Here is an 11,493-nt window from a genome sequence, read left to right as displayed (position 1 = left end):
CCCGCCGCGCTCCGGCCCCACGACCTCAGGAGCGGCGCAGCACCGGGTTGCGCAGGGTGCCGATCTCCTCGACCTCGACCTCGACGACGTCCCGCTCGGCCAGCAGGCCGACGCCCGCCGGGGTGCCGGTGAGGATGATGTCGCCCGGCAGCAGCGTGAACACCTCGGAGATGTACGAGATCAGGTAGGCGACGTCGAACACCATCTGCGACGTCCGGCCGTCCTGCTTGGCCTCGCCGTTGACCCGGGACCGCACGGCCAGGTCCTCGACATCGAGCCCCGGCACGACCCACGGGCCGATCGGGCAGGACGAGTCGAAGCCCTTGGCCCGGGTCCACTGCGAGTCGGACCGCTGGGCGTCGCGGGCGGTGACGTCGTTGGCGACGGTGTAGCCGAACACCTTGCTGAGCGCGTGCTCGGGGGCGACGTCCTTGGTGACCTTGCCGATGACGACGGCGAGCTCGGCCTCGTACGAGACCTCCTCGGTCCAGTCGGGCAGCACGATCGGGTCGTCCGGGCCGACGACGGCGGTGTTGGGCTTGAGGAACAGCAGCGGCGACGCCGGCACCTCGTTGCCCATCTCGGCGGCGTGGTCGACGTAGTTCCGGCCGACGCCGATGATCTTGGACCGCGGGATCACCGGGGCGAGCAGCCGGACGCCGTCGCCGAGCGGGATCCGCTCGCCGGTGGGCTGCACCGGGGTGTAGATCGGGTCGCCGCTGATGACGACGAGCTGCTCCTGACCCGGCTCCCCCTCCACGAGGGCGTAGCGGGGGTCGTCTCCGTTGGTGAACCTGGCGATGCGCACGGCCCCAGCCTAGGTCAGACGCGCGCCAGCACCTCGCCGTGCAGCACCGCGAACCAGCCGTCCGGGTGGGTGCCCCACTCGCGCCAGCCGGCGGCGAGCTGCTCGAGCCCCACCTCGTCGGCGAGCCCGTGCTCGACGGCCTGCCGGGCGAAGTCCGACACGACGCAGCGCTCGGCCCACAGCTCGGCCCACCAGGTGCGGTCCTCGTCCGACGCGTAGCTCCACACCCCGGCCGTGGCGACGAGGCCGTCCGGGTCGAACCCGGCCGCGAGCGCCCAGAAGTGCAGCCGGCGGCCGGCGTCGGCCTCGGCGCCGTTGGCCTGGGTGACCTCGTGGTAGAGCGCGGACCACTCGTCGAGCACAGGCGACGCGGGGAACCAGGTCATGCCGGCGTAGTCCGCGTCCCGCACGGCGACGACGCCGCCGGGCCGGGTCACGCGGCGCAGCTCGCGCAGGGCGGCGACCGGGTCGGTGAGGTGCTGCAGCACCTGGTGCGCGTGCACGACGTCGAACGACGCGTCCGGGAACGGCAGCGCGTAGGCGTCGCCGACCTGGAAGGTCACGTTCTCCGCGCCGGCCTTCGCGGCCTCCTCGCGGGCGAGCTCGAGCACCTTCTCCGAGCGGTCGAGGCCGACGACGGCACCGGGCGCGACCCGCGACGCGAGGTCGACGGTCACGGTGCCGGGGCCGCAGCCCACGTCGAGCAGGGACTGGCCGGGCTGCAGGGCCGGCAGCAGGTAGGCCGCCGAGTTCTCCGCGGTGCGCCACCGGTGGGAGCGCAGCACGCTGTCGTGGTGGCCGTGGGTGTAGATGTCGGCCTGGTGCGTGTCGGTCACAGTCCGACGGTAGCCCGGTCAGGGACGGGCATTCCAGTACCCGGTACGTCGCGTCCCGACCCGCGAGACGATGCGGCCGACGTCACGTGGGCGGGGGCACCCGCGCCCGGACGGCCGCCCGGCTAGCGTGGCGCCATGCAGCGGATCACCGGGGTGGACGTCGCCCGCGGCCTGGCGGTGCTGGGCATGCTCACCGCGCACGTCGGCCCCGGCGGGCCGGACGACCCGTGGCCCTGGTCGCTCGCGCAGGTCGTCGACGGCCGGTCGGCCGCGCTGTTCGTGCTGCTGTCCGGGATCTCCGTCGCGCTGATCTCCGGCGGCTCCGCGCCCGTGACCGGCGTCCGGCGGGTGCAGGCCCGCGCGAAGATCCTGGTCCGCGCGTTCGCCGTGCTCGGGATCGGGGTGGCGGTGATCCTGCTCGGCACGCCGATCGCCGTGATCCTGCCGACGTACGCGGTGCTGTTCGCGTGCGCGACGCCGCTGCTGGGCGTGCCGCCGCGGCGGCTGCTCGGCGGGGCGGTGGCCGTCGCCGCGTTCGGGCCGCTGCTGCACCTCGCGCTCCAGCCGGTGCTCCTGCGGCTCCCGGGCCGGGAGTTCACGGACCTGCTGGTCGGCGACTTCTACCCGGCGGTCGTGTGGTTCGCGTACGTGCTGGTGGGCCTCGCCGTCGGGCGGATGGACCTGCGGGACCGCGGCGTGCGACTCCGGCTGCTCGGCGCCGGGGTGGCGCTGGCGGTCGTCGCGCACGCGGCGTCCGCGCTGCTGACCCGGACGCTCGCCGGCGACCCGACCCTGGTCGCGCTCGTCACCACCGAACCGCACTCGTCGTCGGGCCTGGAGGTGGCCGCGAACACCGGCGTCGGCCTCGCGGTGCTGGCCCTGTGCCTGATCGTGGCCGACGCGGTCCCCGCCCTGGTGGCGCCGCTGGCCGCGACCGGCGCGCTCGCGCTCACCGCCTACACCGGGCAGCTCGTGGTGATCGCCCTGCTCGGGGAGTCGGTGGTGTGGGAGCCCGAGGCCGGCACCTGGATCGCGTTCCTGGTCGTGACGGTGCTGGCGTGCTGGGTGTGGCGCGCGGCGCTGGGTCGGGGCCCGCTGGAGCGGCTGCTGCACACGCTGGCGGCCCGGGCGGCCGACGTGTCGCCGGACGTGCTGCCCCCGCGCGACGCGGTGCCCGCGGCTCGGGACTGAGGCCGCTCAGGGCCAGTCGAGGTGCCGGTCCCACCGGTCCTCGGCCCGGGTGTACCGGACCCGCACGTGCGCCCGGTCCGAGTCGCCCTGCCACAGCTCGACCTCGTCCGGCTCGACCGCCCACAGCTGCCAGGTCGGCAGCACCAGCCCGGGCTCCCGGTCGACCCGGGCGCGGGCCTGCTGCACGGCGGCGTGCAGCTCCTCGGCGGACAGCAGCCGCTCCCCCGGCCGGGACGCGAGCGCCGCGGCGCGCGAGCTCGGCGACCGGCGCAGGAAGTCGGCCGCGCAGGTCGCGGCATCCAGCGCCCGGGCCCGCCCGACGACCCGCACCTGCCGGCCCAGCGGCTGCCAGTAGAACGTCAGCGCCGCCCGCGGCTCGGCCGCGAGGTCCTGAGCCTTGCCGGCCCGCGCGTCGCTCGCGAACACCCACGCCCCGTCCGCGACGTCGGCGAGCAGCACGACGCGCGCGTGCGGTGCCCCGTCGGGCCCGACCGTCGACAGGCAGAGCGCGTGCGGCTCGGGCACGCCGGCGGCGACGGCGGCGGCGAACCAGTCCTGGAACGCGTCGACCGGGTCCGCCGGCAGCGCGTACGGGTCGACCTCGGGCAGGTCGCCGGTGAGCGCGGGCAGCGACCGCAGCAGGTCGCGGGTGCTCGGGCGGGGCAGCATGCCGTTCAGTATCCGGCCGGGGCTCGCGCCGCGTCCGGGACACCGGCCGGGACCTTCGCGGGTCCCGGCCGGCGACGGGGGCTCAGCCCAGCTGCAGCAGCGGGTCGCCCGCCGCGACGCGGCTGCCCGGCTCCGCGATCCGGGTGAGCGAGTCCGGCTGCGCCTCGAGCCCGACGACGGGGCAGATCGCCGACCGCCCGCCGGCCTCGACCGCCGCCGGGTCCCACTCGACCAGGAGCTGGCCCTGCTCGACGGCGTCGCCCTCGGCGACGTGCAGCGTGAAGCCCTCGCCGCCGAGCTGGACGGTGTTGATGCCGAGGTGCACCAGCACGCCGCGGCCGCCCTCGGCGAGCAGCACGAACGCGTGCGGGTGCAGCTTGGCGACGGTGCCGGCCACCGGGGCGACGACCGAGCGGCCGGCGCCGGACTCCGCGTCCGGCTGCACGGCCAGACCCGGGCCGACGATCTCCTGGGCGAACACCGGGTCGTCCACGTCCGCGAGCGCGTGCACCACCCCGGCGACCGGCGCGAGGACGGTCAGCGCCATCAGCGCAGGTCCTCGATGTCCGAGGCCAGCGTGTCCGCCTCGGGCCCGACGATGACCTGCACGACCGTGCCGGACTGCATCACGGCGATCGCCCCGGCCGCCTTGAGGACGGACTCGGTCACCTTCGACGGGTCCTCGACCTCGACGCGCAGCCGGGTGATGCAGGGCTCGAGGTCGACGATGTTCGCGTCGCCGCCGAGTCCGGCGAGGATCTGCTCTGCCTTGCTCATGATTCTTCTCCTTCGTGCTTCCCGCCGGTGCGGTGCGGCGGGTCGGTGCTGGCGTGCGGCGGCCCCGCGCGGGCCGCGGCTGTCACATGAGGTCCTCCAGGTCGGAGGCGAGGGTGTCGACGCTCGGGCCGATCACGACCTGCACCACCCGGCCGGACACCATCACGCCGAACGCGCCGGCGGCGCGCAGGGCGGCGGCGTCCACCCGGGACGGCTCCTTCACGAGCGACCGCAGCCGCGTCGTGCACGGCTCGATCTCGTCGATGTTCCCCACCCCGCCCAGGCCGGCGAGGATCGCCTCGGCCTGGCCGGTGCCCCGCGCGCTCATCCGGTCCTCCCGTCGTCCAGGGCCGCGCCCACGGCCTCCCGCTGGTCGCGCCGCTCGTCCTCGTCCCGCTCGCGCAGCCGCGGCACCAGCGCCGGTGCCGGCGCGCTGAGCGGCACCCACACGCTGTACCGGTCCCCGCGGTAGCAGGCGTTCGAGTACATCGCGGGGGTGTCGGCGCTGAACGTCCGCCGGGTCGCGCGCAGCACCGCGCGCGTCGCGCGCAGGTCGAGCAGCGCGGCCTCCTCGTCGGTCGCCTCCGCGGCGGTCAGCGTCTCCTCGCCCCACGACGGGTCGAGGCCGACGGCGCGCAGGGCGTCGTGCATGCTCGGCGGCGGGCCGTCGGCGAGCAGCCCGGGCACCAGGCCGACCGACACCCAGTGCTGCTCGATGCTCATCGGGGACCCGTCGGCGTACCGGACGCGGCGCAGGTGGTGCAGCGGGGCGCCCGGCTCGGTGCCGAGCGCGTCCGCGGCCTCCGCGGAGGCGGGCACGGTGCCCATGCCGAGCACCCGGGTCTCGGGCCGCATCCCGCGCCGGCGCATCTCCTCGCCGAAGGTCGTCAGCCGCATCTCGAAGTCCATGCGCTGCGGCGCGACGAACGTGCCGCGCCCCTGCTCGCGCACCAGCACGCCCTCGCCGACGAGCGCGTCGACGGCCTGGCGCACGGTCATCCGGGAGACGCCGAACCGCTCGCACAGCGCCCGCTCGGACGGGATCGCGTCGCCGACGTGCAGCTCGCGCTCGACCAGGCCGACCAGGTAGGCGCGGACCGCCTGGTACTTGTGGGCGCCGGGGGCGGCGGACTGCTTCGCGTGCACGCGCTCACCCTCCCACCTCGGTCGCCGTCGTCCGCACCACCGGGTGCCCGTCCGGGCGCTCCGCGGGCGGTCATGTGGTCCTTGACACATACTCCGGTCTAGACCACTCTGACCGCAACTGGTCCAGACAACTTGCCGGCTCGACGGCGACCACGCACGTCCCGCACCGAAGCGCACCGCGTGCCCACACCTCCCCCCGACCCGCGCGCACCCCGCACCGGCGGCGCCCGCGACCCGAACCCACGAGGAGTGACCATGACCGCCACCACGGTCGATACCCCCAAGCGGGGCATCCCCGGACTCGCGCAGCTGCAGCGCGTGGGTCGATCCCTCATGCTCCCGATCGCCTCCCTGCCCGCCGCCGCGCTCCTCCTGCGGCTCGGCCAGGCGGACATGCTCGGCGCCGACGGCCTCGGCGCCCGCGCCGACTGGCTGCTGCCGGTGGCCGACGTGCTCGCCGCGGCCGGCAACGCCCTGCTCGGCAACCTGCCGCTGCTGTTCGCGCTCGGCGTCGCCATCGGGTACGCCCGGAAGGCCGACGGGTCGACGGGCCTCGCGGCGCTCGTGGGCTACCTCGTGTTCAAGGGCGTCACGGACGCCCTGTCGCCCTACATCCTCGGCGAGGCGGCCGAGGGCGAGACGCAGGAGCTGATCAACTACGGCGTGCTCGGCGGCATCGTCATCGGCCTGACCGCCGCGCTGCTCTACCAGCGGTTCTACCGGATCAAGCTGCCCCCGTACCTGGCGTTCTTCGGCGGCCGCCGGTTCGTCCCGATCGTCACGGCGGGCGCCGCGGTCCTCATCGCCGTCGTCGCGTCCCTCATCTACCCGGCGTTCGACGCGGGCTTCACCGCGGTCGGCGAGTGGGTCACCGGCTCGACCATCATCGGCGGCTTCGTCTTCGGCACCCTGAACCGGCTGCTGCTGCCCTTCGGCCTGCACCACCTGCTGAACTCGCTGCCGTGGTTCCAGTTCGGCTCCTACGAGGCCGACGGCCAGGTGTGGAACGGCGACATCGCCCGGTTCCTGCACGGCGACCCGACCGCCGGCACCTTCATGACCGGCTTCTTCCCGATCATGATGTTCGCGCTGCCCGCCGCCGCCCTGGCGATCGTGCACACCGCGAAGAAGAAGAACCGCAAGGTCATCGCCGGCATCATGGGCTCGGCCGCGCTGGTCGCGTTCGTCACCGGCGTCACCGAGCCGCTCGAGTTCGCGTTCGTCTACGTGGCCTACCCGCTGTACGCGATCCACGCCGTGCTGACCGGCACCTCGCTCGCGCTGGTCAACGCGCTCGACATCCGCAGCGGGTTCGGGTTCTCCGCGGGCGCGATCGACTACCTGCTGAACTTCCGGATCGCCGAGCAGCCGCTGCTGCTCATCGTGATCGGCCTGGTCTACGCGGTCATCTACTACTTCCTGTTCCGGTTCATGATCCTGAAGTTCAACTTCAAGACGCCGGGCCGGGAGGACGACCCCGTCGCGGAGGGCGCGGGCGACGAGGCCGCCCGTGCCGCGGACACCGCCCCGGCCGAGGTCCCGGCGACGGCGTCGGTCCCGGCCGCCAGGGTCGAGTCCCGCGCGGACGACCCGGGCCGGCGTCCGGGCGACAGCACCTCGGGCGAGTCCCCGGCCTGACGCCGGCGCCTCGAGGCGGAGACGAGTGGAGCGTCCTGCCCGACACGCGCGGCGTGTCTCGGCAGAACGCTCCACTCGTGCGTCCTCGCGGTGGGTCAGGCGATCTCGACCTGGCTCAGGAACTTCTCCAGCGCGTCCAGGCTGGCCTCGGCGTCCGGGCCATCGGCCTCGGTCGCGAGCACGACGGTCTCGCCCGCGGCGGCGCCCAGGGTCATCACCCCGAGGATGCTCGCGGCCTGGACCGGGGCGGCGTCGCCCTTGCGGACCGTGACGGGCACCGGCTGCTTGCCGGCCTCCGCGACGAACAGGGCGGCGGGGCGGGCGTGCAGACCCTCCGCGATGGCGACGACGACGGACCGTTCCATGCCTGACCTCCGGTGCGAGCGGGATCGTGCCCGGCGTTGGGCACGCCCCGACTGTAACTGGTCTGGACCAGCCGCGGGGAGGCGCGCCCGCGCGCCGCGGGGGTCAGCCCGCGCGCACCTCGTCGACGCCCTTGTTCGCCAGCTGGTCCGCCCGCTCGTTCCCGGGGTCGCCGGCGTGGCCCTTCACCCAGTGCCAGGAGATCGCGTGCCGGGCGACCTGCTCGTCGAGCGCCTGCCACAGGTCCTGGTTCTTCACGGGCTTCTTGTCGGCGGTGCGCCAGCCGTTGCGCTTCCACCCGGCGATCCACTTGGTCACGCCCTGCATGACGTACTGCGAGTCGACGTGCAGGTCGACGCGGCACTGCTGGTTGAGCGCCCGCAGCCCCTCGATGACGGCCGTGAGCTCCATGCGGTTGTTCGTCGTGACGGCCTCGCCGCCGAACAGCTCGCGCTCGTGCCCGTTCGAGCGCAGCAGCGCGCCCCAGCCCCCGACGCCCGGGTTGCCCTTGCAGGCACCGTCCGTCCACATCTCGACGGCGGGCGGGGTGCTGCTGGGGGCGTCGCTCATGGTCGCCCACTGTAGGGCCGCCGAACCGTGGAAGGATCGGCCGGTGCCCCCCACCGACCGCCGGACCCTCGCCGACCGCGTCCCCGCGAACCCCCGGGACCCCGACGCGCTCTACGAGGCGTTCACCGGGTGGGCCACCGACCAGGGGCTCGCCCTCTACCCGCACCAGGACGAGGCGCTGCTGGAGCTGGTGACCGGCTCGCACGTCATCCTGTCGACGCCGACCGGATCCGGGAAGTCGCTGGTCGCGACCGCGGCGCACTTCGTCGCCCTCGCCCAGGGCCGCCGCACCTACTACACCGCCCCGCTCAAGGCGCTGGTGAGCGAGAAGTTCTTCGCGCTGGTCGAGGCGTTCGGCTCCGCCAACGTCGGCATGATGACCGGCGACTCCGCCGTGAACCCGGACGCGCCGATCATCTGCTGCACCGCGGAGATCCTGGCCAACCAGGCGCTGCGCCAGGGCCCGGGCGCGGACATCGGCCAGGTCGTGATGGACGAGTTCCACTTCTACGCCGACCCGCAGCGCGGCTGGGCGTGGCAGGTGCCGCTGCTGGAGCTGCCGCGCGCCCAGTTCCTGCTCATGTCGGCGACGCTCGGCGACGTGTCGTTCTTCGTCGACGACCTCGAGCGGCGCACCGACGTCCCCGTCGCCGTCGTCGCGGGCGCCGAGCGGCCGGTGCCGCTGACGTTCTCCTACGAGGTCGAGCCGCTGCACGAGCTGCTGGAGATGCTGGTGCAGACCGGCCGCTCCCCCGTGTACGTCGTGCACTTCACGCAGAAGGAGGCCGTCGAGCGCGCGCAGGCGCTGCTGTCGATGACCCTCGCCTCCCGGGAGCAGCGCGACCGGATCGCCGACGAGCTGGGCGACTTCCGGTTCGGCCCGGGCTTCGGCAGGACGCTGTCCCGGCTGCTGCGGCACGGCGTCGGCGTGCACCACGCGGGCATGCTGCCCAAGTACCGCCGGGTCGTCGAGCGGCTGACCCAGAAGGGCCTGCTCCGGGTCGTCTGCGGCACCGACACCCCTCGGCGTCGGGATCAACGTGCCGATCCGCACGGTGCTGCTCACCTCGCTGGTGAAGTACGACGGCACCCGGATGCGGCACCTGTCCGCCCGCGAGTTCCACCAGATCGCCGGGCGCGCCGGCCGCGCCGGGTTCGACACCACGGGCGAGGTGTACGTGCTCGCGCCCGAGCACGTCATCGAGAACCGCAAGGCCCTGCAGAAGGCCGGCGACGACCCGAAGAAGCTCAAGAAGATCGTCCGCAAGCAGGCCCCGCCCGGGATGGTCAACTGGACGGACAAGACGTTCGAGCGCCTGCGCGACGCCGAGCCCGAGCCGCTGACCTCGTCGTTCGGCGTCTCGCACGCGATGGTGCTCAACGTGCTGGCCCGCCCGACCGGCGACCCCGTCGAGACGATGAAGCACCTGCTGCTCGACAACCACGAGCCCGAGGCTTCGAGGGGCCGGCTGGTCCGGCAGGCCATCGCCATCTACCGGTCGCTGCGCACGGCCGGCGTGGTCGAGCGGGTCGTCGAGGACGGCCCCGGCCCGGAGCGGCTGCGCCGGACGGTGCGGCTGACCCTCGACGTGCCGCCGACGTTCGCGCTGAACCAGCCGCTGTCCCCGTTCGCGTACGCGGCGCTCGACCTGCTCGACATGGAGGACCCCGGCTACGCGCACGACGTGGTGTCGGTCATCGAGGCGACGCTGGACGACCCGCGCCAGGTGCTCGCGGCGCAGGAGAACCGCGCCCGCGGCGAGGCGGTCGCGGCGATGAAGGCGGACGGCATCGAGTACGAGGAGCGGATGGCGCTGCTCGAGGACGTGTCCTACCCGAAGCCGCTCGCCGAGCTGCTGGGCGCGTCGTTCCAGATCTACAAGCAGACCAACCCGTGGGTCGCCGACCACGAGCTGTCCCCGAAGTCCGTCGTCCGCGACATGCACGAGCGCGCCGCGACCTTCGCCGAGTACGTCTCGCTCTACCAGCTCGACCGGACCGAGGGCGTGCTGCTGCGCTACCTCGCGGACGCGTTCCGGGCGCTGCGGCAGACCGTGCCCGACGACCTGCGGACCGAGGAGCTGCACGAGATCGTCGAGTGGCTGGGCGACCTGGTGCGCCGCACCGACTCCAGCCTCCTCGACGAGTGGGAGCGGCTCGCGCACCCGGAGGACCTGGACGACGCCACGGTCACCGAGTCGCGGCCGGAGGACGACGCTCCCCCGCCGATCACCGTGAACAAGCGGGTGTTCCGGGCGCTCGTCCGCGGGGCGCTGTTCCGCCGGGTCGACCTGGCCGCGCGCGAGGCGTACCCGGCGCTGGCGGCGCTCGGCGACCAGGACGCCGCGGACCAGCCGTGGACCGCCGACCGGTGGGGTGACGCGCTCGACCCGTTCTACGACGACCACGACGAGATCCTCACCGGCCCGGCGGCCCGCGGGCCCGCGCTGTTCCAGGTCGACGAGCGACCCACCGGGCACGGCGACGCGGGTGCGCGCGGCGACCTGTGGTTCGTGCGCCAGCTGCTCGACGACCCGGCCGGCGACCACGACTGGCGCATCGACGCGCTGGTCGACCTGCCGGCCTCGGACGCCGCCGGCGAGGTCGTGCTGCGGGTGCTCGCGGTGGGGCCGCTCTGACCTGCGGGAACGGCTTGATCGATTCCAGATAAGGACAGGCAAACCTGCGTTTCCGCAGGTCAGGGCAGCCTTTCCTGTGATGACAGGACGTCATCTCGGGCCTACCGTGGCTGCCATGAGCGCCCTGTCGACCCACCTCCTGGACCGTGACCGCACCGCCGACCCGGCGCCCCGGCGCGCCTCCGAACCGGGCGCTCCGGGCTCCGTCGACCCCGGTCCCGGCGCCCTGTCCGCGGTCGTCCTGCCGACCGCGGAGCGGCTGAACTGGCTGCGCGCCGGCGTGCTCGGCGCGAACGACGGCATCGTCTCCGTCGCCGCGACCGTGGTCGGCGTCGCGGGTGCGGCGACCGGGCTCGCGACCCTCGCGGTCGCCGGCGTCGCCGCCCTGGTCGCGGGCGCGCTGTCGATGGCGGCGGGTGAGTACGTCTCGGTCAGCAGCCAGCGCGACGCGGAGAAGGTGCTCCGCGCGCACGGCGTCCGGGACGCCGAGGAGTCGCTGACCAACCCGTGGCACGCGGCGCTCGCGTCGCTCGTGGCGTTCGTGGTCGGCGGCGTCGTGCCCCTGCTCGCGATGCTCGGCCCGTGGGGCGGCGAGGCGCGCGTGGTGGCGACGTTCGCGGCGGTCGTCGCGGCGCTCGTGGTGACCGGCACCGTCAGCGCCCGCATGGGTGGCGCCCCGGCCGGCCGCGCGGTGCTCCGCAACGTCGTGGGCGGCAGCCTGGCGATGGCGATCACGTACGGCGTCGGCTCCCTGGTCGGCCTGGCGCTCTGACCCACCGGGCTCTGCGCCCCCGAGGTCGACGGTTCCGCCCCGGGTCGTCGGTTGCGCCGGGGCCTCCGTGGCCGGAACCGGCGA

Annotated in this window: 12 protein-coding genes and 1 pseudogene; 4 read left to right on the top strand and 9 right to left on the bottom strand. The window is 74.3% G+C overall.

Annotated elements, in window-relative coordinates; genetic code table 11:
- Positions 1 to 25 precede the first annotated feature (25 nt).
- A complete protein-coding gene (locus FKM96_RS15750; RefSeq protein ID WP_147796033.1) occupies positions 26 to 808 on the bottom strand; it encodes a fumarylacetoacetate hydrolase family protein in 783 nt (260 codons plus the stop codon).
- A gap of 14 nt (positions 809 to 822) precedes the next feature.
- Positions 823 to 1,644: a methyltransferase domain-containing protein gene (locus FKM96_RS15745; protein WP_147796032.1), complete on the bottom strand. Its 822-nt coding sequence runs from the start codon at positions 1,642 to 1,644 to the stop codon at positions 823 to 825.
- A 135-nt stretch (positions 1,645 to 1,779) separates the two neighbouring features.
- Between FKM96_RS15745 and FKM96_RS15740 the strand changes: the two genes are divergently transcribed.
- On the top strand, positions 1,780 to 2,835 hold the full coding sequence (locus FKM96_RS15740; protein WP_147796031.1) for a heparan-alpha-glucosaminide N-acetyltransferase domain-containing protein: 1,056 nt from the start codon (positions 1,780 to 1,782) through the stop codon (positions 2,833 to 2,835).
- Positions 2,836 to 2,841: 6 nt separating this feature from the next.
- On the opposite strand, the gene FKM96_RS15735 is transcribed toward FKM96_RS15740, so the two are convergent.
- From FKM96_RS15735 to FKM96_RS15715, 5 genes are all read right to left on the bottom strand, one after another.
- A complete protein-coding gene (locus FKM96_RS15735) occupies positions 2,842 to 3,504 on the bottom strand; it encodes a pyridoxal 5'-phosphate synthase (protein WP_147796030.1) in 663 nt (220 codons plus the stop codon).
- Between the two features lie 82 nt (positions 3,505 to 3,586).
- A complete protein-coding gene (locus FKM96_RS15730; protein ID WP_147796029.1) occupies positions 3,587 to 4,051 on the bottom strand; it encodes a PTS glucose transporter subunit IIA in 465 nt (154 codons plus the stop codon).
- Entirely contained in the window at positions 4,051 to 4,281 is a 231-nt protein-coding gene (locus tag FKM96_RS15725; RefSeq protein ID WP_147796028.1) for a PTS transporter subunit EIIB, read from the bottom strand. The genes FKM96_RS15730 and FKM96_RS15725 overlap by 1 nt, the downstream gene beginning before the upstream one ends.
- A gap of 82 nt (positions 4,282 to 4,363) precedes the next feature.
- Positions 4,364 to 4,609 (bottom strand): glucose PTS transporter subunit EIIB, encoded by a 246-nt coding sequence (locus FKM96_RS15720; RefSeq protein ID WP_147796027.1) that lies wholly within the window; start codon positions 4,607 to 4,609, stop codon positions 4,364 to 4,366.
- Positions 4,606 to 5,427 carry a GntR family transcriptional regulator gene (locus FKM96_RS15715; protein WP_246855018.1) on the bottom strand — a complete coding sequence of 274 codons (822 nt, stop codon included), beginning with the start codon at positions 5,425 to 5,427 and terminating at the stop codon, positions 4,606 to 4,608. The genes FKM96_RS15720 and FKM96_RS15715 overlap by 4 nt, the downstream gene beginning before the upstream one ends.
- A gap of 255 nt (positions 5,428 to 5,682) precedes the next feature.
- Here FKM96_RS15715 and FKM96_RS15710 point away from each other — a divergent pair, with 255 nt between their 5' ends.
- A complete protein-coding gene (locus FKM96_RS15710) occupies positions 5,683 to 7,065 on the top strand; it encodes a PTS transporter subunit EIIC (RefSeq protein ID WP_147796025.1) in 1,383 nt (460 codons plus the stop codon).
- Positions 7,066 to 7,160: 95 nt separating this feature from the next.
- On the opposite strand, the gene FKM96_RS15705 is transcribed toward FKM96_RS15710, so the two are convergent.
- Positions 7,161 to 7,430, bottom strand: coding sequence for an HPr family phosphocarrier protein (locus tag FKM96_RS15705; protein WP_147796024.1), 270 nt, complete (start codon positions 7,428 to 7,430; stop codon positions 7,161 to 7,163).
- Positions 7,431 to 7,533: 103 nt separating this feature from the next.
- On the bottom strand, positions 7,534 to 7,998 hold the full coding sequence (gene rnhA, locus FKM96_RS15700; RefSeq protein WP_147796023.1) for a ribonuclease HI: 465 nt from the start codon (positions 7,996 to 7,998) through the stop codon (positions 7,534 to 7,536).
- Between rnhA and FKM96_RS15695 the strand changes: the two are divergent.
- Both FKM96_RS15695 and FKM96_RS15690 read left to right on the top strand, forming a co-directional pair.
- Positions 7,997 to 10,637: pseudogene (locus FKM96_RS15695) on the top strand (DEAD/DEAH box helicase). The gene rnhA and the pseudogene FKM96_RS15695 sit on opposite strands and share 2 nt — an antisense overlap.
- Positions 10,638 to 10,752: 115 nt before the next feature.
- On the top strand, positions 10,753 to 11,409 hold the full coding sequence (locus FKM96_RS15690) for a VIT1/CCC1 transporter family protein (protein ID WP_147796022.1): 657 nt from the start codon (positions 10,753 to 10,755) through the stop codon (positions 11,407 to 11,409).
- The last annotated feature ends 84 nt before the right edge of the window (positions 11,410 to 11,493 follow it).

This window comes from Cellulomonas sp. Y8 (genome assembly GCF_008033115.1).
Classification (GTDB): Bacteria; Actinomycetota; Actinomycetes; order Actinomycetales; family Cellulomonadaceae; genus Cellulomonas.
Note: the sequence above shows the minus strand (reverse complement) of the source record. Positions and strands in the feature narration are given on the sequence as shown.

Bases quoted from the DNA above. Each gene is read 5' to 3' on its own strand.
- FKM96_RS15740 (WP_147796031.1), top strand. From the start codon at position 1,780: ATGCAGCGGATCACCGGGGTGGACGTCGCCCGCGGCCTGGCGGTGCTG.
- FKM96_RS15735 (WP_147796030.1), bottom strand. From the start codon at position 3,504: ATGCTGCCCCGCCCGAGCACCCGCGACCTGCTGCGGTCGCTGCCCGCG.
- FKM96_RS15730 (WP_147796029.1), bottom strand. From the start codon at position 4,051: ATGGCGCTGACCGTCCTCGCGCCGGTCGCCGGGGTGGTGCACGCGCTC.
- FKM96_RS15725 (WP_147796028.1), bottom strand. From the start codon at position 4,281: ATGAGCAAGGCAGAGCAGATCCTCGCCGGACTCGGCGGCGACGCGAAC.
- FKM96_RS15720 (WP_147796027.1), bottom strand. From the start codon at position 4,609: ATGAGCGCGCGGGGCACCGGCCAGGCCGAGGCGATCCTCGCCGGCCTG.
- FKM96_RS15710 (WP_147796025.1), top strand. From the start codon at position 5,683: ATGACCGCCACCACGGTCGATACCCCCAAGCGGGGCATCCCCGGACTC.
- FKM96_RS15705 (WP_147796024.1), bottom strand. From the start codon at position 7,430: ATGGAACGGTCCGTCGTCGTCGCCATCGCGGAGGGTCTGCACGCCCGC.
- rnhA (WP_147796023.1), bottom strand. From the start codon at position 7,998: ATGAGCGACGCCCCCAGCAGCACCCCGCCCGCCGTCGAGATGTGGACG.
- FKM96_RS15690 (WP_147796022.1), top strand. From the start codon at position 10,753: ATGAGCGCCCTGTCGACCCACCTCCTGGACCGTGACCGCACCGCCGAC.